Consider the following 24,233-nt stretch of genomic DNA (forward strand, 5'->3'; position numbering starts at 1 on the left):
AGCCATGCAACAAAGTCTATGGCTGCTCGCAATGACAGAAAAATCTATCCACTCGGGCAATATCTTCAAAGGAATAGCATCAAGAACTCAATTTCTCCTTTAAAAGCTGATTCACAAGCGTCGGATTAGCCTTACCGCCGGTTTTTTTCATTACCTGTCCTACAAAGAAACCGAATAATTTATCCTTACCACTTCTATAACCCTCTACTGATTCAGGATTTTCAGCTATTACCTCGTCAATTACCGTGTTTAGCACGTTATTATCCGAAACTTGTACAAGTCCTTTTTCTTCTACTATTTTATCAGGTGCTTTACCGGTTTCAAACATAATTTCAAAAACGGTTTTTGCAATTTTACCGGAAATAGTATCATTTTCTATTAATTTTACCAGTTTTGCAAAGTTACTAGGGGTAATTTTGCATTCATTTATTCCTATCGATGCTTTATTTAATTGGCCAAATAATTCACTAGTTAGCCAATTAGTAAGCATTTTAGGGTTACATTCATTTGCTGCTTTCTCAAAATACTCAGCAACCGATTCATCGGCTACTATTACTTCGGCATCATATTTACTTAAGCTAAATTCCTTCGTATATTTTTCAATCTTTTGATCAGGTAGCTCAGGTAAATTTGTTTTTAGCTCATTTATTAACTCATCAGAAATAACAAGCGGTAATAAATCGGGATCAGGAAAATATCTATAATCAAGTGCTTCTTCTTTTAAACGCATAGTTCTTGTTTCGCCGCTATCGGCATTAAATAGGCGTGTTTCTTGAATTATTTCTTCACCGCTTTCAAGCAAGTCAACTTGTCTTTTAGCTTCAAATTCTATTGCTTTAATGATGTTACGAATTGAATTAATATTTTTAATTTCGCATCTTGTGCCGAGTGGTTCGCCGCTACGTCTTACTGAAATATTAGCATCGCAACGCATCGAGCCTTTTTCCATATCACCGTCACAGCTGCCAATATAACGTAACAAATTTCTTAGCTTTTTTACAAATTCAGCTGCTTCTTCCGGTGATGATATATCAGGTTCGGTCACAATTTCCATAAGTCCAATACCGGCACGATTCAAATCGATAAAGCTGTAATGTGGTGCTTGATCATGCATAGATTTACCCGCATCTTGCTCTAAATGCAAACGGTTAATACGAATAGTTTTAAGATCGCCGGTACTAGTCGGTATTTCCATAGTGCCGTTTTGTACTATAGGATAGTAAAATTGCGAAATTTGGTAACCTTGCGGCAGATCGGCATAAAAATAATTTTTACGGTCAAATACCGAATATTTATTTATTTTAGCTTTAAGCCCAAGCCCTGTTTTAATTGCTTGGTGTACACAATGCTTATTTAATACCGGTAACATCCCGGGCATTGCTGCATCGACATAGGAAACCTGCGAATTTGGATTTGCTGCAAAAATAGTACTACTTCCTGAAAAAAGCTTAGATTTTGAGGAAATTTGAGCATGGATTTCAAGCCCTATTACATATTCCCATTTCCCCGTATTACCTTCAATATATGCCATAATTAAAAACCCTTTGGTTCAAATTTAATATGTTTTACACCTGACTCAATTGTCGATGCTACTTTCAAAACATTATATTCGTCTAATTGTTTACCTATAATCTGTATCCCAAGAGGTAAACCGCGTGCCGATAATCCAGCAGGAACCGATGCACAAGGTAAACCGGCTAAACTTGCAGGAATAGTAAATAAATCGTTTAAATACATAATAGTCGGATCATTTTGTTTTTCACCAATCTTAAAAGCTGCAGTCGGGGCAGCCGGTAATAGAATGGCATCAACTTTTGCAAAAGCATTATTAAAATCGTTTGCAACTAAACGACGTACTTTTTGAGCTTTTAGATAATATGCATCCATACCACTAGATGATAGCACATATGTTCCAATCATAATACGACGTTTTACTTCCTCCCCAAATCCAGTTGATCTAGTCATTTCATACATTTCGTCAAGCGTCATATTTTCACGTTCTACTCGAAGACCGTATCTAACGCCGTCATATCTAGATAAATTTGAAGAAGCTTCAGCCGGTGCTATTACGTAATAAACAGCAACACCGTATTTAGCATACGGCAAAGTAATATCAACTATTTCAGCACCGGCGTTTTTAAGTAGTTCTATGGTATCCTGCCACATTTTCATAATATCAGGTTCAATAATACTGCCCTCACCAAGGCTAAGAGGTACGCCTATCTTCATATTTTTCATAGAACTTCCGATAGCGGATTGTAGCTCTGGAACTTCTGCTTTAATCGAAGTAGAATCTTTTTCGTCAAACCCCATCATCGCTTCAAGCATAATGCTACTGTCTAAAACGCTTCTAGTAAATATTCCTGCTTGATCAAGGGAGCTAGCAAACGATATCATTCCGTATCTTGAGCAACGACCATATGTCGGTTTAAAACCGACTAAACCCGTAAAGCTTGCAGGTTGACGTACCGAGCCGCCCGTATCGCTACCAAGAGCAGCAGATGCCATAAATCCGCTAACTGCTGCAGCTGAACCGCCTGAAGAACCGCCTGGAACTAAATCAGCATTATCATCATTTGCTTTCCAAGGGCTAATTACATTTCCAAAACAACTAGTGATATTTGCTGAACCCATAGCAAACTCATCCATATTGGTTTTGCCGAGCATCACACCGCCCTTATCAAAAATATTTTGTGTAACACTTGATTCATAATTAGGTATAAAATTTTTCAGTATATTAGAACATGCCGTAGTTCTAATTCCTTTCGTGCAGAAAAGATCTTTAGCGGCAAACGGGATACCCTCAAGGGTTCTTGCGTTATTTTGAGCATAATTTTGATCGGCTGCTTCAGCCTGTTTTAAAGCTAAGTCAAAAGTTTCGGTAACATAAGCATTTAGGTTTCTATGCTTCTCTATTTGTTTAATATGTGCACCTATTAATTCCGTACTTGTAAAATCTTTATTTTTTAGACCTTTTATACTGTCTGCTACTGTTAGTTTGTTTAGTTCCGTCATAATTATTCAACAACCTTTGGAGTGATAAAATATTTTACTTCTTTAGCCAGCTGAGCACTATTTCCACTTACATTATCAAATAACTCACTTGATAAATCAGAACTTGTAACGGCGTCCTCTCGCATTCTAGCATTCATATTACAAACCGAAGTTAAAGGCTCTATATCTTTGCAATCTATTTCATTTAAAATATCGATCATATCCATAATAGTACTAAGCTGAGTAAAAAATTTTTCTACAGTATCTTCTTCAAATTTTAATCTAGCTAATTTTGCTATTTTCTGTGCTTCTTCTTTTGTTATCATAGTTTTATTATTTTGAGTGGTATAGTCTGATGTTATTCCTGTGAAGGCTTGCCTGTTTGTAACGGTATTTCTGTCGTCCTGCGACTTGTGAGCTAGATCCTGGATACAGCCTGTGATACAAGGTTCTATAGCCGATTTTATTGCATGACTCATTTATTTTATTAAGGCAAAAAAGCTAATTAGTTATTTTTTCTAAAATTATCTTATTATCAAAACCACTATTAACTTTCTTTTTTTGTTTTTTAATTTTTAATATATCTTTTAGTTTATAGCCATTAATATTACAGATTGTTTCAAGTATTTCTAATATATCGGCAACTTTTCCATATACTCATCTTGTAAAATTTCCTCTACTTCTTCTAGTAGTTTATTTTTTAATAATTCTTTATACTCATATGATTCAGCAATATGAGTAACTGGTATCCTGCCTGATTTTAAGATAATTTCTGGAATTAAATCTCTAACTAATTTTGTCATTTTATTTTGTCAGTATAGATTCAATGTATGTCATTCTCGCGTAGCATTGTTGCATGGATCGATTTTTCTGGATTGCCACGTCGCTTTTCTCCTCGCAAGGTATTGTTGCGTGGATCAATTCCACTGCTGTCATTCCGCGACTTGATTGCGGGATCCAGTTAAAAATAAAATTATTAGTATTTTTTATTGTTTTTATAGACCCTGTGGTCAAGCCACGGGGTGACACATTGGATTTTACCGGTCCACGCAACAATGGCCTCCTCGCAATGATGATTTAGTATCCACGCAACAAATCTAAAGCAGGAATGACATAGAAAATCAAACAGTCATTATTTCTTGTTCTTTTTGTTTTATTACCGAGTCAACTTTACTACTATAATCATCGGTTAGCTTTTGTACTTGTTCAGATAAGCTATGATGCTCATCTTTTGCGATAACGTTATCCTTTTCTAGCTTTTTAAGTGCTTCATTGCCGTCTCTTCTAATATTACGTAATGAAATTTTAGTATCTTCACCGTATTTATGAGCAAGTTTTACCAGTTCTGTACGTCTTTCTTCAGTTAAAGCCGGTATCGGCAGTCTGATTAATTGACCGTCCGTTGCAGGAGTTAAGCCAAGATTTGCTATCGTAATTCCTTTCTCTACCGATGATACCATAGATTTATCCCAAACCTGCACGTTAATTGTTCGTGCATCAGGGGTGGATAGAGAAGCAACTTGTGAAAGCGGCATTTTACTCCCGTAAGCTTCCACGGTTACGCTATCAAGTAAATTCACTGAAGCTCTACCGGTACGTAGCCCTTTTAGCTCATGATCTAAAACTTTTAGAGCTTTCTCCATCTTTTCTTGTAAGTTTTTCTTTAAATGCTCTTTATCCATCTTTATTTATCCATATATTATTAGTACACGAATTGAGACATTGTTATATGTATTAGGAAATGCCCCCGATGTAATTCCCGCGTAGATTGGTTTTTCCGTCATTGCAAGGAAAAACTATAAGTTTTGACGAAGCAATCTAGTAAAAAATTCTGATCTACAGAATTTTTTATTATTTTTTCTAGATTGCCACGCAGCCTACGGCTGCTCGCAATGACGATTTAGTCTCTACGCAACAACACCTATGCGGAAATGACATAAAAATCATACAACAATTCACACTACAATATATTATTCCTCAATTGTCGTATATTCCCCTTTATCTTGTATTACTCTAGCAAAATTTCCCTGTTCTTTTATCGAAAATACCCTTATAGGTAATTTATTTTCTCTTGCAACTGCAATAGCTGCCGTATCCATGACTTGCAGGTTATTAGTTATAACATCTTTATAGCTAATAGTGAAATATTTTTTAGCATCCGGATTTTTTTTAGGGTCGGAATCATATACACCGTCAACCTGAGTTGCTTTTAATAAAATATCGCAATTCATTTCGATTGCGCGAAGTACTGCGGCACTATCGGTTGTACAAAACGGGTTACCCGTACCGCCGGCAAAAATTACTACACGCTTTTTTTCCATATGTCTTTTAGCTTTGCGGCGAATATAAGGTTCGCACACGCTCATCATAGGAATAGCCGATAGAACTCTTGTATAGATATTGAGGCTTTCCATAACGTTTTGTAAAGTTAAAGCATTAATCACCGTTGCAAGCATACCTATATAATCCGCTGAAGCTCGGTCCATACCGACAAGTGCTGCATTAATCCCGCGGTAAATATTTCCACCGCCGACTACAATAGCGACTTCTACTCCTAAATCGCTAACTTCTTTAATATCGATGGCAATCTTTTTTATTACGTCATATTCATGCCCAAATTGCTTATCTCCCATTAAAGCTTCCCCTGACACTTTAAGTAAAACTTTTTTATACTTTAGAGCGTTTATATCTGATATCATTTTCTGCTTCAAGTTGTTTTTAATATCTGCTTAATTTTTTTAATCATTATACCTCTTTGTAGGTCGGTAATCGATGATTTATTGAGTGCATGCACTAATAACATATTATTATTTATATCAAGTGTTACTGTACCTGGAGTTAGAGTAATCGAATTACCATAAATTATTTCGCCTATTTCTTCTAGTCCTTCTGCGTCAACCCATTCAAAAACTGGCTCTATTCCTATCTTTCTTTGCCAAATTATTTTAATAACCGCGAAAGCCGATTTCCATATTTCTAATAATAACCAAGGAAAATATAATATAAATTTAATTTTAGTGAGCATTAACATTTTCGGTTAATTTGATATTTGAAGTAAAAGGTATTAGTAGCATTATAAATACAAATAACAGCCCTATCATATTAAATATATTATTTATTGCAATTACAAAAGCATCATGATTTAATTTGTTTGCTAATAACAAATATGATGCTTTTTCGGGATTTAAAACTTTTCCGCTTAATAATTCAGTATAAGAATCTAGTTGTTCTAATGCCATTATAGAAGTAGACGAGATATTTTCCGATAAATATTGCATAAAGGTTTTAGTATCATTAGTAAGTATAGTACTGATTATTGCAAGCCCTACCGCTCCTCCTAAATTACGAGTAAGATTATAAAGCCCGCTAGCGTTACCTACTCTTTCTTTCGGCATATTGCCAAGAGCTATATTATTAGTCGGTATAAAACAAAACATTAATGAAAGCCCTCTAACAAATTGAGGAAGCACAAATGCAGCAAATTGAGAATCAGGCGTTAGAAAACTATTCAAATGACATCCAAGAGCAAACCCTCCAAGCCCTATAATAAGCATCAGGCGTAAATCTACCCCTAACCCTAACATTCTACCGGCGAGTGGTGCAGATAAAAATTGTGCTCCGCCCGTCACCATCATAGTAGCCCCGATTTGTAATGTATCATATCCGGCAATAGTAAAGAGAAATAGCGGTAATATATATACTGCCCCGTATAATCCGATACCCATAACGAACGAATAAAGGCAACCAAAAGTAAAGTCTTTATAAAGAAATGTTTTTAAGTCTAAAATTGGATTAATAAAGGTTAGTTCTCTAATGATTAATAAAATAAAACCTAAAACTACTGTAATACTTAAGAATAATATTAAATTATCCTCAAGCCAACCTTTTTTGTTTCCTTCTTCTAACACATACTGTAATAAGCCAAGCGTTAAAGCCATTAATAATATACCGAGAAAATCAAAATTTTTCAGTAATTTATAATTTGGTTTATCAAAATCCCCATATAAAAAAACTACCGTGCATACGAAAATACCGGGTATGACGTTTAATAAAAACATAAAATGCCATGATAAAATCTCCGTAATATATCCACCGAGTGTAGGTCCTAAAGTAGGGGCAACAGTTACGACAAGTCCAATTAAGATAGTAACGATAGGACGTTGCGATGCAGGAAAAAGTATAAAAACGGTACTAAAGACCGTCGGTATCATAGCACCGCCAAAAAAGCCTTGTAATGCTCTAAAGATAATCATGGATTCAATATTAGTTGCAAGCGAACATAATACGCTCATAACCGTAAACCCTAAAGCTGCAATAAAATAAGAAATTCTAGTAGTAAGTAACCTTGCTAAAAAGCCGGTAATAGGAATAATGATAACTTCAGCTATTAAGTACGATGTTTGAACCCAAGAAAGTTCATCGCTTGAAGCGGCAAGACCGGCAGCTATTACGGATAATGAGCTAGCGACAATTTGAATATCAAGTACCGACATAAACATGCCGACAACCATACCAAAAAAAGCAAATAATTGCTTTTTAGAAAGAGCAGGCGGTTGTAAATTATCATTTGACATAATTAAATTATACAGTTTAAATTAAATAAAGTTAATAAGTGACATATATGTTTAAAATAAAAAATCATCGTACAACTTTTAATTTTTAATTAAACTATTTATTAGGATATAAGTAGACAAGACATAATATATGGTAATCATTTTATTTATATTTAGCAAATAATAAATATGTGATTGATTTAATAAAAATATTTACTATAATGTTAATTAACTATAATTGATTTATCAATATGCAAAACCCAGCACAAAAAGTTATATCTTTTTCAGAGCATAAATCTGATATAGAACGCATAAAGAAATCAATAGAAGAGGGGTGGGCGATAGTAAAGCTAGTACCTAATAACGACCGTTTTATCGGACTTTTAGAAAAGATTTCGCATGCTGAAGATGAAACAATCTATATTCCTCCAAGAAAAAAGATAATAGTTAATTAACACAAATAGCGAATTATTACATAATCTGCTATTCGGCTTAAGAAGTTGAATATAAAAGGTGACAATTGGCTTGCACTTTTTATATAAAGCTAAGTATATATTATTTTTTAGCAACAACTTATAATTCTTTACACAATATAATGGAATTACATAAAAAAGGTAGTTTTGTTTTACCCCATGCTTAAAAAGACCTTATTGTCATTTCCGTGTAGCATTGGTGTTGTTGCATGGATTAATTCCACCCTGTCATCCTAGCTCATTTGTAGCGAGATCCAGTTTAAAATACTCAGGTGACCTTGCGGTTAATAAAGTGCATTACCGCAGTTGCTGCAATCTGGCCTATATTTATTGGCTCAGGGAATCACGAATGGCGTCATATTCTCTTGTTACCGTCCTGCTCTAAACGACTGTAAGCACTTAGCAATATCCCGTTATTAGAATTTAAAGTTGGAGTAACGCTCCCCGCTATTTTATTCTCTATCTTCTGCCCTAAACCAGATAGTGCGTTGTTATTTACAGCATTTACTGCAAGTTCCGTTACTTTCTCTATCGCTATCATCTTTGCCAGCTGTACTCCCGATGCTTTCGCTAGCTCTATGATGGTCTTAAAAAAGTTTCCCACTTCAATCTTTCAAGCATTTTGATAGTTCAATACTCATAGGTCTTATTGGTAAAGGTTTATTTTCTGCTATAGCTTGCTGACGTTCTTTCGTGATTGCTTCCCAGCATCTGTAATCTTCATCTTGTCTTTTCATTAAATCAAATTGGGCAAGGTAGGTATTTTTAGCTTTTCTTGAGCCTTTGTCACTTCTCCATCTTTAGCGTGTAAAAATTCTCTTAAATGCGGGACATCTTCTGGAAATAGTCTTGGATTACACATTTGTATATAAGTTACTATCAATAACCAACCTAAATTACGTCTATCCTCTTTAGAATATTTAGGATAATGTATATATTTTTCATCATCCATAAAAACATAATCGAAATATTCTTCTAATATTTCTCCAGTATCATATAATTCGCCTAAATGAAAATGATATTGTTGATAATGTTTTAACATTACTTCTAAAAATTCACCTAAATTTTCTAAGGTTATATCTTCTACTGCTTTAAATTCTACAGAATCAAAGAAATATAAATCTATATATTCTTGAAGTGTTTTTCTGATATATGCATCTTCTTCATTTATTTTTGCATACCATAATTTATCTGTCATTGTTTATTTCATTTTGTTATTCTAATAATTTATACCGCTTCGAGGTTTCATTAAAGTTTTTATTACCTTATTTGCATATTTTTGTTGTGATTAGGTTATTTTTTAAAACAGCATCTCTCTCTATTTCTTGATATGTCCTTACATGAGCTACATTACCACTTGTATTATCAAATATTACAAACTGGTCATTTTTTATATCAACAGCAATAAGTTTTTCAGTATCATTACTTATTTTATAAGCATTTTTTAAAACCGCTTTAGGTTCTTTAGATGCTGGACTTTTTGACCACTTGAATTGAGAGTGATAATAAATGATTAGTATTTTAAGTTATTTTTTTGGATATCGTGGTCAAGCCACGGTATGACACGAATGCGTTTTTCTACACATTATTAGTATATCAGGTTCTACCACGCCTATCACAAATAGGGCTATAGTTTTATTTAGAAGATGGTGCCAATGTGGGGATTTGAACCCCAGACCTACGCATTACGAATGCGCCGCTCTACCAGCTGAGCTACATCGGCTGAAATATGATTATATTATGCTGAGATACGGATTCCTACGAGACATGTTTCGTCATTGCGAGCGACGACTGACAAGGAGCGTGGCAATCCAATAAAAAATTTTAAAATGCTAAAAGACTAGCATCCTTAATTGGACCCCGTGGTCAAGCCACGGGGTGACAATGAGACATCTTTATAAATGCGTCGAAAATCTTAAATGGAAATGCTGCGTATCGTCATATTTCTTCTTCTTAACCGGGAAACCCCAATCCATTCTGATTGGTGCAAAACGTGTTACCCAAATAAAGCCGAAACCAATGGAAGCTCTAAGAGATTTATCGTTATAAAAACCGTTTGGAGTTTGATATTGTTTCTTATTTAGGCCTACTCCCCAAACGCTTCCTAAATCCATAAAGACTGTACCGGTTAAATTAAATTCCTCAGGTATAGGTGTTGGGAAATTAAGCTCTGTTGAGAATGTGTAATATCGCTCACCACCAAGTCCTTCGTTAGTGACCTTTTCACGAGGTCCTACACCACCGCTTGCAAAGCCTCTTAAACTATAATCACCTAAATTAAAGCGATCGGAAATTCTAATAATTTTTCCTCCAAGGCCTGCAATATCGCCTCCGGAAGCAGATAATTTTAAAGTAAGCTTGTTATGTATGAAAGATTTATAATATTTACCGTCAACTTCATGCTTTATATATTTGTTATCACCTCCAACGCCGGCAAATTCTTGTGTGCCGCTTACTAAATAACCGTTCTTTGGAACAATTTTATTATCGGTTTGATCATAAGTAATAGTATGTCCTATAGCAGAAGTAATGAATCTTCCCATTTGCTCCTTTAAGAATATTGAGCTTGATGGAGTTGGAGCACTTAAAATATCACGTTTGATTAAATAATCTATTTCGTGACCTAAATCCTCTTTAATTTCATAACCAAGAGAAGTTTTGACTCCTATAGAGTGTAACTTATAGCTTTGATCAGTTGTATTTAATACACTAGCACCGCGTCCGGTATAATTTCTAAATGTGTTTACGCCAAGTGATAAATCACGATCTAAAAAGTGCGGTGCGGTAATACCACCGTAATAGCTTGTAGTGTTTTTACTTACTTGCACACCGGCATTAAGCAGTTTCCCGGTACCGACTAAATTACGCTCTAAGAAAGAGAAACGTCCGAATAAACCGCCGGCAGTATTATATCCTAAATCAAAACCTATAGAGGAAGTAGATTTTTCATCAACTTCAACGTTAACATCATATTTATCTTTAGCTTTAGTCGGAGCTAAGCTAATTGCTACTTTCTCAAAATAATCTAAATTTCTAAGATTACGCTCACCTTTTTCAATATATGAACGATTAATTATATCACCTTCTTCTATTTTAAATTCTCTTCTTATAACAGGGTCTTCGGTTTTAAGGTTATTAATAATATTAATTTTATTAATATAAACCTTATCGGCTTTTTCAATAATAAATTTAATATCTGCAGTATGATTAGCATTTTTCATTATATCCGGATAAACATTTACCGCAGGGTAACCGTTCGCTGTAAAATATTCTCCGATTTTTTCAGCTATATCATCAACCTTTTTCATATTGAAAACCTTGCCTTGCTTAATATTAACAATTTTATTAAGCGGTGTTATATCTATATTAGTTAATTTATTGTCTATTGTAATATTACCGAAGCTATATTTTTCTCCCTCTTCAATGGAATAGGTAAGGGTGAAATATTCTTTAGTATTATTGAGTTCTGCCGATGCCGAAATTACTCTAAAATCTGCAAAACCTACAGATTGATAAAACTCTCTCAGTAATTCTTTATCATACTCCATTCTATCAGGATCGTAAGTATCGTTACTTTCTAAAAAACGAAACCAACGAGATTCTTTAGTTAAAACAATAGATTTAAGTTCTGAATCACTATAATTTTCATTACCGCTAAAATAAATATAGTTAATACCGGTTTTTGGTCCTTCTGCTATATCAAAAATAACCTTAACTCTGTTGTTTTCTAAATTTTCGATTTTAGGTGTTACCGTAGTAGCAAAACGTCCGCTACGTTTATAAATTTCTAATATTTTCTTTACATCTAATTCAATTTTAGCTTGGCTAAGAGATTCACCCGACATTGTGTAAATTTCTTTAGCGAGCATATTAGTTTTGATTTTAGAATTACCGCTAAATACTACACTACTTATAAAAGGCGTTTCAGTAACGTTAACTATTAAATTACCATCATTTGTTATATGCATATTTATATTTCTAAAAAGTGAGGTGGCATATAAACGTTTTATTACCTCATCTTCTTTAGAATTATTATAGGTTTCTCCTACCTTAAGCTTTAAATAGCTCTCAATAGTAGAACGCTCAACCCTATGATTACCTTCGATAGTTATTTTACGAATTACAGAGTCAGCTAATGAAATATGATAATAAAAAATCGTTAATAATAAAATTGTTAACTTACTAATTGATCTGATTGTCACCTAAAACCTTCTTTAAGATTTAATTTAAATTTCTGTGTTTAAACCCAATGTCATCCCGTGGCTTGACCACGGTAAAAATAATAAATTAGATACCGCGTTCAAGTCGCGGTATGACAAAGAACTGGATTTCCGCTTTTAGCTAAGAATAATACAAAGTTCTCCTAACTAATGCATTCAAACATAATTAATGTACTCCACTATAGTAGATAATATAAACGAGAGCAAGCAAATCTATAATTTAGGAAAACAAATTTTGTATATCGTTGGAAACAGCAATTATAATAAGAAAAATTATGATTATTGCTCCTAATTGTAACAAAATATTTTTAGTCTTAGGATGCGGTAATTTACCTGTAATTGCTTCATATAATATAAATACTAAATGTCCGCCGTCAAGCACCGGTATAGGTAGTAAGTTAAGTAACCCTAAATTAACGGAAAGCATTGCTATAAATAACAGATACATTTGGGTTCCACCAGCTATAGATTTGCCTGACTCTTTAGCAATAGCTATCGGCCCTCCTATCTCATCGAATGAACGTTTTCCTACAATCATTTGCGATATTGCGTTTAGAGTTAAAGCAGACATATCTATAGTAGTATTAATAGCTTCCCATAATCCTCCTAAAATTCCTATTTTAGTATGAATAGGTTCATTTTTAGCTATAATACCGATGCGAAGAGTTTTCTTAACTTGCTTTTCTTCGGGAGGTGATATAATTATTTCTTGAGGCATTATATTAACGAGAAATTCCTCACTTTTTCTTTCTATAGTTAAAGTAGAAGAGCTAAAACCGTTAATTAATATCTCTCTTTGCACGTCCCCGAAATCTTTAACAGATTTATCGTTAACCTTAACAATTTTATCTCCTGCTCTTAAGTCTGCTCTCTCTGCCGGTGATGAAGCTACTACATTACCTATTATAGGAGGAATCTCTGTTTTTCCAAAGTAACAATAAAAACCTGCAAATATTATTATGGCAAGTAAATAATTAATTAACGGACCTGCTGCAACGATTAAAAAACGTTCTAAACAAGATTTAGCATCAAAAGCTACTTTTTCGTTAACTTCTTTAGTCTTATCCATAAGGCTGCGATCATAGCCGTAAATCTTGACATAACCGCCAAGCGGTATAAGGCAAATCTTCCACCTAACTCCTTTTTTATCGGTAATGCCTATTAGTGCTTTACCGAAACCTATCGAGAACTCCTCGACTTTTACATTAAAATATCTAGCAATACAATAATGCCCAAATTCATGGATAAATACCAAGATACTAATTGTTATAATAAATCCTATTATAGAGAGCATAAAAATTTTATAAGTTTACTAATAAATTATTTTAAGGTATACATTGTAAGGTTATAGATATCATTTCGTCGTTGTGAGTGGACGTTGCTCCTTGGTTTCCGATGTCATTCCCGCTTTCACGGGAATGACATCACGCTATATCACCTTACGCATTGACGAAAATTAAATTTTAAATTTCTTTTCTCTATGAGTTCAAATAAAATTAATAAAAAGTCGATTGCACGTATTGCAGCAGTGCAAGCTATTTATCAAAACATATTGCAAAATAACGACGATATGGATGATATCATGCAAAATGTACTTTCTTTTTATCAAAATAATAATTCTATAACAGATTTACCTGAGAATTTAAAAATATCATTAAGTATAAGTCATTTTAAAATGCTGGTAAAGTCAGTATTTGAAAATATTCATAAACTAGACGAAATTATCGACAATCATTTAACAAATGATAAAGATCCTGCACATATGCCGATCTTACTCCGAGCTTTATTGCGTGTTAGTATATGTGAGCTATTGTTTTGTCCTACTACGCCTGCTAAAGTAGTAATCAACGAATATACGGACATAGCAAATGATATGTTAAATGAGCATGAAATTGGTTTTGTTAATTCTGTATTAGATAAAATAGCAAAAGAGCATACTCGTTTAATTTGAAAAATTGGCTATAAGTACTGTGGTACTCAAGTATTATTAACGGCTTTCGTGCCTCGTCTTGTGGATTCCTTGCTCTTTTCCAGATTAAACTTCGTCTACTTATTCTTCATTTATTTATAAGTATAAAAGATTTTATGACAAATAATTTAAGCGGTTATAGAAATAAATTCGTTAGAGTTAAGACTTCTAAAAAACGCACCGTCTCTTCTAGTAATTGGCTTAGACGCCAATTAAACGATCCGTATGTTGCAAAAGCACGTATAGACGGCTTTAGGTCGAGAGCTGCATATAAACTACTTGAAATTCATGAAAAATTTAAACTTTTTACTCCTAACATGAAAATTGTTGATCTAGGAGCAGCTCCTGGGGGATGGAGTCAAGTAGCTTCCAAGCTGATTAAAGCTTCGGATAATAACCTAAATAATAAAATAATCTCTATCGATGTGTTAGAAATTGAACATGTTGCTGGAGTTGAATTTGTTCAAAAGGACTTTTTTGAAGCAGATACGGAAGAATTAATTATTCAGGCTTTAGACGGTAGAGCTGATATAGTAATGAGTGATATGGCATCAAATACCATAGGTCATAAAGCTACAGACCATATAAGAACCTTACTTTTATGTGAGCAAGCTTTTGAATTTGCTTTAAAAGTACTAAAACCCTCCGGTCATTTTATTGCTAAAATTTTTCGTGGCGGTGCAGAAAATGAATTATTACATAAAGTAAAGCGTGAATTTAAAACAGTGAAACATTTTAAACCTTCATCCAGCCGCAGTGAATCTACGGAAATCTATTTAGTTGCTCTAAATAAGAAATAATGAATATGAAAGGCGAAAGGTGATTTCTGCCTATAAATTTATTTTTTTATTTAACATATTAGAGGATATAGATGATAATTACTTATATCTCCTGTTGTTTGGACTTCCTGAGCATATTCTTGATTGCAGCTTTGAAAATTATTATACATCCCAACTAAATTAGCTCCGGTTTCAGTTTCAACTATTTGATTATATAAATTATTTTTTAAATTTAGAGTATTTTTAGCATATTTTGGTGTTGCTGCTTCCCAATCATCTATGGTTAAAGTAATATTCTGTTTCAAATCAGAAAAATTAACAAGTCCATGTTTACTGATTCCGGCTATGATTTCTTCAAAGCCTTCGACTATTCCATTAATTCCTAGATATTTTGTAACTTTTTGTTTGGCAAAATTATATAAATATGATGCCCATTCTTCTGATTGTGATAGTGTTGTTTTTTTACCAGGAAGTACCATTGTTGTTTGTCCAAAATGCTTATTAGTAATATTAATAAGATTATGTTTTGCATTATATATCTTAGAATGGGTAGCTAGCTCTTTTATTGGAGTTGTTACTTTTCCGGTAAATAAATTTTTTTCTATGCCTCTTTCAATTATCGGTTTTGAGCCAGGGCTGTCAAAAGTTGTAGATTTATTAAAATGTAGGTTGCGAGAATGTATTTCTACTAAGGTTAAATCTGCAATTATTGCTCCAAGTGAATGACCGCTAGTATTAAAACTATATTCTGTGGCTTTACTTAAGCCGCCTAATTTGTTAATTATTTCATTAACAAAATCCTGAATTGGAGTTAGTTTAGTAGGTAAGTAGTGCAGCGCGATAAGCAAGTCGTCTAATAAATCATATATATTGAATTTTGTGCCGGCACTAGCAATATGAACTTCTTTAGTTTCTTTATTTATAAATGCGACGGCTTTATAAGCATATTTAGCAGTGTTGATATTATCACATGAAGCAGTCAGTATTTCCCAGCCGCTATCTGTTAATTGTTCATTGACCTTTGATGCTTTTAGCTTATAAATATTTAAATCATCTGTTTTATATGCGAGGTCTAAACCTATATAAGCAAGCTTTTTAGTGCTAATATGTTTAGAATTTTTGTACGTAGGAATATCTACCTCTTTTTGATCAATTTTACCATAAAATATGGTTTTTTCTAAAAAATGTCAAGTCAAATATTAATCTATTAGTAAATAAAGGATTGATATTTGATTACTTTTGTTATATAGTGCATTTACAATCATGAAATATGGTGATTTAAATTAGGAGATAGACTATGTTGAAATTATTAATACAAAACTTATTCGGAAGTAATAAACCGATTACTTACTTATCTTTAATAGAAAAAGCAAAAGCAGATTATAGTTTTTATACAAAATTAGCATCAGGAAGCTTTTTTGTAGGAGTAAGTAGTTTGTTTTCATTTAGTAGTTGGTTAAGCAAAATACCTTTAATAACAGGGGGTGTTTTTGGTACTAGTTATGGGGTAAAAGGCATTATGGAGAGTAATGAACAAATAAAGCTTTTTACTCAAGCTCATGAAGCAACTAAAGTTGAAGAGTATTTGGCTACTTCGGGGTTAGGAAGTTTTGTATACGGTACTGCTATAGATAAAAACGGTATAGATAAATTTACCGGTAAATATATTGAAGGAACAAACGCTAAGATAATATCTAATGCAATAACTCGCGTACCAACCTTAAGTTTAACGGGAGACGGCGTTGGTTACAAACATAATGGTGGCTATGAAATAGTAGAATCAACAGATCGTGCGTTATATCAGGCAATACCTGGCGTGAAAGGACAATATACAAATAAATTAGTTCTAGATACTAGTATTCTTCCTTTACATGCTTGTATTATTCAGCAGCTAATACAAAATGGCTATTCAAGTGACGATATTGAAAAAGCTTTAAGTTTAGGAACTGTTGCAAAGAGAGAAAGTTACAAAAATAACCAATTAGCAGAATACAAGCCAAATTTGACAAGTAAGTTATGGCATGGTACAGAAAAAGCTATGCAAAATAAAGTAGTAGAACTTTCAAAAGAAATACAGAAATATGCTGAAATAAATGAAGCTTATGAAGAATTATTTAATTATCATACTTCCAGTACTAGTGAAGAACAAGAAGAGCAGTTTTATAGCCTTGATTATAATAATTTTAATGGTGATCAAACTCAAATCTTAGGAGATGAGGGAGATGAAGGATATATATCTGATATTGCCTAGTAACTAAATACAAAACTTTCTAAAGAGTAAGGTTATAGATCTATAACCTTACTCTTTTTTATTTAATAACCTCTTTAGCTCTCCTTTCGAAAGCTATAATCATTTTTTCGGTTGCTTTGGTAAAATAAGTGCCGATTAATTTATCCAGTATTACGGATTTCATTTTAAAATCAATAAAGAATTTTAATGCAGTTCCTGCCGTGCATGGAACAAATTGCCAAGTACTTTTTAAATATTCAAAAGGTCCTGAAATAGCTACCGTATTAATCAAATATATTCCATCATCTGTTATTTCGCTTGTAACTCGTGAGTTATATTTTTCTGAAAAGCCTTTTAACTGAATTACTAATTCAGCAATAACCTCTTGATTATTTTCTGAAATAATTCTAGAAGCAGAACACCAAGGCAAGAATTTATGATAAGATTTTACATCCCAGACCAAATCAAACAATTCTTGCGGTTTATAGGGTAAAATTTTAGTGTGTTGAAGGCAAGGCATTAGAAATCTGTGACTTTACCTTTATGCTGCCAGTCCCCGTATCTTGTCGGTTCTAGACCTTTAACACCGCCAATTTCTTTTTCTTTTGGTAAATTTTCTTTTTCTGATATATTATTAGATATCTTTACAAACTTCGCTTCTAGAGGTAATTTAGACGTCGATCCGGTACTCACATCCTCACGTATGTCCATATACGCTGTAGTGCTGCGTTCCGTGTCTCCTGTACATTCCTCTCTATAAGCTGGTTTGGAAAGATGTCTATTATCTTTTTTATCGTCCATAGTACTAAATATATGAAATATAACCGTATTTATATTAATAGTCGTTTAGCTGAAAATAGCAAGATAGAATTAGCAAGTGATCATCATGTTCATTATGTCAAAACGGTGCTACGTCTTAAAGTAAATGATGGCTTACGTCTCTTTAACGGTACGGATGGAGAATTTCTAGCACAAATTAACGATATAGGTAAAAATAACCTATCGGTTAGACTTAAAGAACAGTTAAAAAAGCCTTATACAGAATCTACGTTAACTCTTGCTGTTGCTATAATAAAGCAAGATAAATTAATGTTTGCAATAAATATGGCTACGCAACTCGGTATAACTAAAATTATTCCGTTAATTACTAGGTGGTGTCAATTTAGATCGGTAAATATCGAACGTTTAACGAAATGTGTTATTGAGGCAACAGAGCAATCAGAACGTCTTACTCCCCCGATAATTGAAAAAGCTATCACAATACAAGATTACCTAAAAAAGAATAATAATTTGATGTTATATGCTAATGAACATGAAAAAGAAGAAAATTCTATATTACGAATTTCATCATCACTTAGTAATAGTGATATAACTATTATTGTAGGACCGGAGGGAGGCTTTACTAATGATGAGCTGGAACTTCTTGCCTCATATAAGAATACAAAATCTATAAGTTTAGGAAGTAATATATTACGTGCTGAAACAGCAGCAATAACTGCTATAGCACAAGTGAGGTTGTTAGGTAGTCATTGCGAGGAAATTGCATAGCAATTGACGAAGCAATCTCAGGAGTTTGTTATGATTTCATGAGATTGCCACGCAGCCTACGGCTGCTCGCAATGACGAAAAGGTAGAGTTACTTCGCCTTTTCTATTCCGGGTTTACAAAATAGCTTACCTAAACAAAGGAAAGAATATACACCACAAAAGCCTATAATTATATAAAGTATTGTAACAATAATTGGAAATGAGCCAAATAAAAGTGTGACTAAATTAAAATTAAATAATCCGACTAAGCCCCAATTTATAGCACCTATAGAAGATAATAAATGTACAGTAGTAATAAGTGGATTATTAGAAGTATTTATTAACATATTTAATCTCCTTTTAGTTAAACGTAAAAGACCTTGTTGTGTGGCTCATACCTCTGTCATCCCACAACTTGATAGCGGGGTCCAGTTAAAATACTAAAATTACACTAGTATTATGAGTTACATTTTTGGATCCCGTGGCGAGGCCTCGGGATGACACTACATGCGTTTTCCGAGCCATGCAACAAAACTAACGTAAAATAATCATTCCTCATTTTGAGCTATATGTCTACTAAATTTTATAATTCTATAATTTATTAATCCTTCTTAAAAGTGTGATATATTACAGGTATAACAAAAATTGTAAATATAGTACCGATGCTTAATCCTCCAACTATTACAAAGCCTATAGAATTACGAGCAGCAGCACTGGCCCCGTCTGCAAAAACTAGAGGTAAAGCTCCGACTACGGTAGCAAGAGTAGTCATAAGAATTGGACGCAAGCGAAGTTTTGAGGATTCTATTATAGCTTCTTGAACCTTTACTCCTTTTGCTCTTAGCTGATTAGCAAATTCTACTATCATAATAGAATTCTTAGTAATTAATCCAATTAAAGTAATAAGTCCGATATTACTATACATATTAAGGCTATTACCGGCAAGCCAGAGAGCAAGTACACCACCGGTTATTGAGAAAGGTACGGCGAGTAATATTAATAAAGGGTCAGTAAAGCTTTCAAATTGAGCTGCAAGCACTAAATAGATAAATATAAGAGCAAACACAAATGTTATAAGCATATTACTGTCTGCCTCTCTCATTTGTTTAATTTCTCCGATATATTCAATTATAGTATTACTAGGATCAAGTAACTTAGCGGCTATTTTATTGATTTCATTAATTGCATCATCAATTTTCCTGTTAGGAGCAAGATCGGAAGAAATAGTAACGGATTTTGAATTATTATAATGACTATATGATTTTACTGATATTTTTTCCGTAATATTGGCTATCGATTCAAGCGGTAACATATTATTATTTTTTGCTCTGATTAAAATTTTACTAAAATCGCTAATATCTTTTCGATCTTTTTGATTAAATTGTAATATAACGTCATATAAATCATTACTCATTCTAAAATGCCCGATTTGTTGACCTGCAAGTAAATATTGTACCGTTTTGCCTATATTTGCCAAATCCATTCCGTATAAATAAGCCTTATCACGGTTGACTTCTATACTTATAGTCGGCATTGCCGATTGTAAATTTCTATTGACGTTTAAGAAAATAGGATTTGTTTTCATTATATCAATAAATTGTTGTGATATTTTATCTAGATCATCATATTCAAGGTTCGTTTGAATAGTAAACTCGATAGGGCTACTTGCATTCCCGCTAACCATTGAACGTGGATCCATAGCGTAAATCGACATGCCCGGTATTTCAGAAAACTGCTTATTTAACATATTCTTAATAGTTTCTTGGGAACAAGAACGCTCACCCCAATTTTTTAGAGGAATGAATCCAAAAACGTTATCGCTACCGCCTGCACCTATTACCATCAGATAACCTAATATATCTTTATAATTAGCAAGGATTTTTTCGGCTTCTTTCACTACTTTAGTAGAAGATTCTAAATTAGAACCTTCAGGACCTTTAAGAGAAACTTGTAAGAATCCATCATCTTCTTGGGGTACGAAAATTTTTTGAGTAAATTTAAAACTAATAATCAGCACTATAAATGATGATGCAATAATGATGACAAATTTCTTTTGATTGTCAAAAGTTAGCTTTAGATAGTAAATATATTTATTTTGAATAAATTGTAGAATGTCGTTAAACTTTACTAAGAATTTCGGTAAGTCCGTATTATGTTTTGTAACCATACGACTTGACATCATAGGAGTTAAAGTTAAAGCAACAAATCCTGAGAACAAAACACAAAATGCTAAAGTCCAAGCAAATTCAATAAATAATTTCCCGATAAAACCCTCTATAAAACCCACGGGTAAAAATACGGCAGCAAGCGTAATAGTCATAGCAATGATTGCAAAGCCGATTTCTTTAGAAGCAAGCATAGCCGCTTCCATGGGTTTATGCCCCATTTCATTATATCTAAAAATGTTTTCAAGCATAACTATCGCATCATCGACCACTAAACCTATAGCAAGTATCATAGCAAGGAGCGTAAATATATTAATAGAAAATCCAAAAGCATACATTACGCTAAAAGTACCGATCAACGATACCGGAATCGTTACAAACGGAATTAAGGTAATTTTAGCAGAAGCAAGAAATAAATAAGTGACTAAAACTACTAATATTAAAGCTTCAAAAATTGTTTGAAATACTGCATAAATTGATGCTTTTACAGGTGTTGCTGCATCATATGCGATACCCATGCTTATTCCTTTGGGCATGGATTCTTTAATTCTTTCTAGTGCTTTAGTTACTTCATGTGATAAATCTATGACGTTAGCTTTTGATTCTTTTATAAGACCAAGGGCAATAGAGCTTTTGCCGTTATATCTAAAAATTATGTCCTCATCGGGAGAAGTTAAAGATATTTTTGCTATATCTCGTAATTTTATGATAACTCCGTTTTGTACTTTTAGAATAATATTACCGAATTCTTCCGGTGTAGATAAAGAACCTGCAAGAGTTACTATAAAATTATTGCTTTTTGTTTTAATCGTACCTGCGGGATAATCTTTGTTTTGCTCTTTTATTGCGGATTCAATCTCCAATAAAGAAATTTTATGTTGATATAATTTTTTAGAATCGGGTTCTATTCTCATTATATATTCCCGACCGCCGTAAATTTGTGACTGTCCTACGCTTTCAAGTTTATCTAACGGTGTTTGTAGATTATCTTCGACGATCTTTGTTAATTCTAAATCGCTATATTGATCACTTTCAATGCTTATGAAGAGGCTTGGGAAACTATCGGCATCAAGTTTTGTAACTGACGGGGCTTTCATATCTTGCGGGAACATATAAGTGATATCCGATATTTTGGCGCGGACATCGTTTAGTGCTACTTCAATATCGGTAGATAATAGAAACGATAAAGTAATACTACTTTCGCCGGTAGAACTTTGAGAAGTTATATAATCTAAATTTTTAACCGTCTTTAAAGCTTTTTCTATACGTGTCGTTATTTCTTGCTCCATATATAAGGCATCGGCACCTGCATAATGAGCTTCGACATTTATAATAGGAACTGAAATATCCGGAGTACCTCTAATTTGTAGTTTGGTAAAAAAAATTGCTCCAAGAGCTACGATAACCAAATTCAAAACTGTAGCAAAGACAGGGCGTTTAATACAAATTTTAGACAATAACATTGGATTAAAAATTTTATTCTAAATTAATGTGCATAGTGAATTATTACATAATCTGCTATTCGGTTAGAAATATTCTATATAAAAGGTGAAAGACGGTTTCCACTTTTTATGTAAATTAAGTATATATTGTTTTTTATTAAAAAACTTATAATTTTTTATAGAGTAGAAAATTAGTTTTTGTAATTTACTACTGACAATAAATTAGGGTTTTAACGATAAATTTTCACTTTAATTACTTGATTAAGATAGTTTTAACAGTATAACTGATGTAAAATGGCTACATTTTTCTATAAATTAATATAATAACGTATATATTTTAAATTTTGTAAATAACTGGCATTTGCAGTATGTGGGTAGTTTGTTATAATTAACTCACATAAAAAATATATTGATGTATATTATTGCCAGTTGTATATATTGTTTTATAAAAAAACATCAATACATATTAACCTATCAAAGGAGAATTGATTTTATTATGAGTACACATAACACAAAAGAACCAAAAAAAATGAATAAAACCGAATTTATAGCATTTATGACCGACCATGGTCATAATCATAAACATGCTTCACATAAAACATTAACAAAAGCTGAAGCCGAGAAAGCACTTAATTTAGTTCTTGATAGTGTGATTAGTGCTATAAAGAGCCACCATAATATTAATATAACAGGTTTCGGTTCATTTGAAATACATCATAGAAAAGCACGTGAGGGTCGTAACCCAAAAACCGGAGCAAAAATGAAAATAGATGCTTACAATCAACCTACTTTTAGAGCCGGAAGAAAAATGAAAGAAGCTTGTAATTAAAAGAAGTAACGTATTTACAGTACTAATAATTTCCGAACCCCGTTACACGTTTGCGGGGTGACACTAGAAAAACCAGCTCATGCAATAATGCTCTGCAAAAGCCGGAATGATATAGAATACTTCTTAAGTACAATTCATAATGATATTACAACCATTGATAATTGAACGCCTAGAGTTTAACTTAAAACATAATAAGCTATACAATAGTTGGCTTATCGAAGCCGAAAATATAGAGCAAGCTTTAAAAGATTTAGAAGAGTTTATATATATTAAGCTTTTTAAGAATAGCATTCCTCTTGACAACAATCCTGATTATCATTTCATCGCTAGGGAAACTTCAGCTACATCTAATGCTAAAAATATTTCTATTGAACAAATAAGAAAATTACAAGACTTCTTAAGTAAAACTTCTGCAATTTCAGGTTATAAAGTTGCAATAATTTATTCGGCAGAGCTTATGAATTTGAATGCAGCGAATTCATGCTTAAAAATTCTTGAAGATGCACCAAAGAATAGTTACATTTTTTTAATTACTTCAAGAGCTGCAAGTATTATTTCTACAATTAGATCAAGATGTTTTAAAATTAATGTTAGATCATCTATCCATCATACTAAAAACGAATTATATTCCGAGTTTATTCAGTCGATAGCAGATAACAAAACGTTAGATTTTATTCATCGCTTTACTACTAAAGACCGAGAATTATGGCTAGATTTTATTGATAATTTATTATTATTAATGAATAGAATCCTTAAAAAATCTGCCAACGTTAATATTGAACTTCTAGATTTGGAAAATAAGATTTTTAATAAACTATCAAATAGACACCCTTCATATTTACTGCAAAAATTTACCGACATAAAAAAGTTAATATATAATACCATTGATTATGATTTGGACTTAAAAACAAGTTATATATTAGTGGTGAATGAGTTTTCTAGTAATTAACACGATATCACTACGTTCCTTTCTATGTTATCCATAAAACAACAAAATATATTGAGATACTCTTTTTTTTTTTTAAATAGTTAATAGATATTCAAGATAGAAAG

Annotated in this window: 23 protein-coding genes, 1 tRNA gene and 1 pseudogene; 7 read left to right on the plus strand and 18 right to left on the minus strand. The window is 32.8% G+C overall.

Annotation, left to right across the window (positions count from 1 at the left end):
* Positions 1-79: 79 nt before the first annotated feature.
* The 8 genes from gatB to RSL_RS01050 form a co-directional block, all read right to left on the minus strand.
* A complete protein-coding gene (gene gatB, locus RSL_RS01015) occupies positions 80-1,531 on the minus strand; it encodes an Asp-tRNA(Asn)/Glu-tRNA(Gln) amidotransferase subunit GatB (protein WP_014273203.1) in 1,452 nt (483 codons plus the stop codon).
* 2 nt (positions 1,532-1,533) lie between these two features.
* On the minus strand, positions 1,534-3,015 hold the full coding sequence (gene gatA / locus RSL_RS01020) for an Asp-tRNA(Asn)/Glu-tRNA(Gln) amidotransferase subunit GatA (RefSeq protein WP_014273204.1): 1,482 nt from the start codon (positions 3,013-3,015) through the stop codon (positions 1,534-1,536).
* 2 nt (positions 3,016-3,017) lie between these two features.
* On the minus strand, positions 3,018-3,320 hold the full coding sequence (gene gatC / locus RSL_RS01025) for an Asp-tRNA(Asn)/Glu-tRNA(Gln) amidotransferase subunit GatC (protein WP_014410388.1): 303 nt from the start codon (positions 3,318-3,320) through the stop codon (positions 3,018-3,020).
* A 303-nt stretch (positions 3,321-3,623) separates the two neighbouring features.
* Positions 3,624-3,797, minus strand: coding sequence for a nucleoside triphosphate pyrophosphohydrolase family protein (locus RSL_RS09225; protein ID WP_010976865.1), 174 nt, complete (start codon positions 3,795-3,797; stop codon positions 3,624-3,626).
* A gap of 318 nt (positions 3,798-4,115) precedes the next feature.
* Positions 4,116-4,676, minus strand: coding sequence for a ribosome recycling factor (frr, locus tag RSL_RS01035; protein WP_012736453.1), 561 nt, complete (start codon positions 4,674-4,676; stop codon positions 4,116-4,118).
* 288 nt (positions 4,677-4,964) lie between these two features.
* Positions 4,965-5,693: a UMP kinase gene (gene pyrH, locus RSL_RS01040; RefSeq protein WP_014419703.1), complete on the minus strand. Its 729-nt coding sequence runs from the start codon at positions 5,691-5,693 to the stop codon at positions 4,965-4,967.
* Between the two features lie 8 nt (positions 5,694-5,701).
* A complete protein-coding gene (locus RSL_RS01045) occupies positions 5,702-6,025 on the minus strand; it encodes a monovalent cation/H+ antiporter subunit E (RefSeq protein ID WP_004996606.1) in 324 nt (107 codons plus the stop codon).
* Positions 6,009-7,568: a DHA2 family efflux MFS transporter permease subunit gene (locus tag RSL_RS01050; RefSeq protein WP_014273208.1), complete on the minus strand. Its 1,560-nt coding sequence runs from the start codon at positions 7,566-7,568 to the stop codon at positions 6,009-6,011. Before RSL_RS01050 ends, RSL_RS01045 begins: the two co-directional genes overlap by 17 nt.
* 230 nt (positions 7,569-7,798) lie before the next feature.
* Between RSL_RS01050 and RSL_RS01055 the strand changes: the two genes are divergently transcribed.
* On the plus strand, positions 7,799-8,002 hold the full coding sequence (locus RSL_RS01055; protein WP_004996604.1) for a DUF2674 domain-containing protein: 204 nt from the start codon (positions 7,799-7,801) through the stop codon (positions 8,000-8,002).
* 373 nt (positions 8,003-8,375) lie between these two features.
* On the opposite strand, the gene RSL_RS01060 is transcribed toward RSL_RS01055, so the two are convergent.
* The 5 genes and pseudogenes from RSL_RS01060 to rseP all read right to left on the minus strand — a co-directional run bounded on the left by RSL_RS01060 (position 8,376) and on the right by rseP (position 13,534).
* A complete protein-coding gene (locus tag RSL_RS01060; RefSeq protein ID WP_014273210.1) occupies positions 8,376-8,561 on the minus strand; it encodes a hypothetical protein in 186 nt (61 codons plus the stop codon).
* Positions 8,562-8,625: 64 nt separating this feature from the next.
* Positions 8,626-9,218 (minus strand): annotated as a pseudogene (locus RSL_RS01065) (hypothetical protein).
* 449 nt (positions 9,219-9,667) lie between these two features.
* Positions 9,668-9,743, minus strand: a tRNA-Thr gene (locus RSL_RS01070).
* Between the two features lie 172 nt (positions 9,744-9,915).
* On the minus strand, positions 9,916-12,222 hold the full coding sequence (gene bamA, locus RSL_RS01075) for an outer membrane protein assembly factor BamA (protein WP_014273211.1): 2,307 nt from the start codon (positions 12,220-12,222) through the stop codon (positions 9,916-9,918).
* A gap of 238 nt (positions 12,223-12,460) precedes the next feature.
* The gene (rseP, locus tag RSL_RS01080; protein ID WP_014273212.1) at positions 12,461-13,534 is read right to left on the minus strand and encodes an RIP metalloprotease RseP; all 1,074 of its coding nucleotides are present in this window, start codon (positions 13,532-13,534) and stop codon (positions 12,461-12,463) included.
* 186 nt (positions 13,535-13,720) lie between these two features.
* Between rseP and nusB the strand changes: the two genes are divergently transcribed.
* The gene (nusB, locus tag RSL_RS01085) at positions 13,721-14,191 is read left to right on the plus strand and encodes a transcription antitermination factor NusB (RefSeq protein WP_012736449.1); all 471 of its coding nucleotides are present in this window, start codon (positions 13,721-13,723) and stop codon (positions 14,189-14,191) included.
* A gap of 134 nt (positions 14,192-14,325) precedes the next feature.
* Complete coding sequence (locus RSL_RS01090) at positions 14,326-15,009, plus strand: RlmE family RNA methyltransferase (protein WP_004996598.1); 684 nt, start codon at positions 14,326-14,328, stop codon at positions 15,007-15,009.
* 50 nt (positions 15,010-15,059) lie between these two features.
* Here the strand turns inward: RSL_RS01090 and RSL_RS01095 are convergent, their stop codons facing one another.
* On the minus strand, positions 15,060-16,121 hold the full coding sequence (locus tag RSL_RS01095) for a secreted effector lipase Rlip (protein ID WP_041472071.1): 1,062 nt from the start codon (positions 16,119-16,121) through the stop codon (positions 15,060-15,062).
* Between the two features lie 164 nt (positions 16,122-16,285).
* Here RSL_RS01095 and RSL_RS01100 point away from each other — a divergent pair, with 164 nt between their 5' ends.
* Positions 16,286-17,239, plus strand: a complete 954-nt coding sequence (locus RSL_RS01100; protein WP_014273213.1) for an effector protein SrfB — start codon at positions 16,286-16,288, stop codon at positions 17,237-17,239.
* Positions 17,240-17,297: 58 nt separating this feature from the next.
* Here RSL_RS01100 and RSL_RS01105 read toward each other — a convergent pair whose 3' ends face one another.
* Both RSL_RS01105 and RSL_RS01110 read right to left on the minus strand, forming a co-directional pair.
* Entirely contained in the window at positions 17,298-17,738 is a 441-nt protein-coding gene (locus RSL_RS01105) for a type II toxin-antitoxin system RatA family toxin (protein WP_014419705.1), read from the minus strand.
* On the minus strand, positions 17,738-18,019 hold the full coding sequence (locus RSL_RS01110; RefSeq protein ID WP_004996593.1) for a DUF1674 domain-containing protein: 282 nt from the start codon (positions 18,017-18,019) through the stop codon (positions 17,738-17,740). Before RSL_RS01110 ends, RSL_RS01105 begins: the two co-directional genes overlap by 1 nt.
* A gap of 12 nt (positions 18,020-18,031) precedes the next feature.
* On the opposite strand from RSL_RS01110, the gene RSL_RS01115 reads away from it, so the two are divergent.
* Positions 18,032-18,766, plus strand: coding sequence for a 16S rRNA (uracil(1498)-N(3))-methyltransferase (locus RSL_RS01115; protein ID WP_014273215.1), 735 nt, complete (start codon positions 18,032-18,034; stop codon positions 18,764-18,766).
* An 88-nt stretch (positions 18,767-18,854) separates the two neighbouring features.
* On the opposite strand, the gene RSL_RS01120 is transcribed toward RSL_RS01115, so the two are convergent.
* Both RSL_RS01120 and RSL_RS01125 read right to left on the minus strand, forming a co-directional pair.
* The gene (locus RSL_RS01120; protein WP_012150427.1) at positions 18,855-19,091 is read right to left on the minus strand and encodes a DUF378 domain-containing protein; all 237 of its coding nucleotides are present in this window, start codon (positions 19,089-19,091) and stop codon (positions 18,855-18,857) included.
* A 254-nt stretch (positions 19,092-19,345) separates the two neighbouring features.
* Positions 19,346-22,372: an efflux RND transporter permease subunit gene (locus RSL_RS01125; RefSeq protein WP_014419706.1), complete on the minus strand. Its 3,027-nt coding sequence runs from the start codon at positions 22,370-22,372 to the stop codon at positions 19,346-19,348.
* 475 nt (positions 22,373-22,847) lie between these two features.
* On the opposite strand from RSL_RS01125, the gene RSL_RS01130 reads away from it, so the two are divergent.
* Both RSL_RS01130 and RSL_RS01135 read left to right on the plus strand, forming a co-directional pair.
* Entirely contained in the window at positions 22,848-23,180 is a 333-nt protein-coding gene (locus RSL_RS01130) for an HU family DNA-binding protein (protein ID WP_004996579.1), read from the plus strand.
* A gap of 139 nt (positions 23,181-23,319) precedes the next feature.
* Positions 23,320-24,129 (plus strand): DNA polymerase III delta subunit-related protein, encoded by an 810-nt coding sequence (locus RSL_RS01135; RefSeq protein ID WP_010976879.1) that lies wholly within the window; start codon positions 23,320-23,322, stop codon positions 24,127-24,129.
* Positions 24,130-24,233: the final 104 nt, after the last annotated feature.

This window comes from Rickettsia slovaca 13-B (assembly GCF_000237845.1).
GTDB classification, from domain to species: Bacteria; Pseudomonadota; Alphaproteobacteria; order Rickettsiales; family Rickettsiaceae; genus Rickettsia; species Rickettsia rickettsii.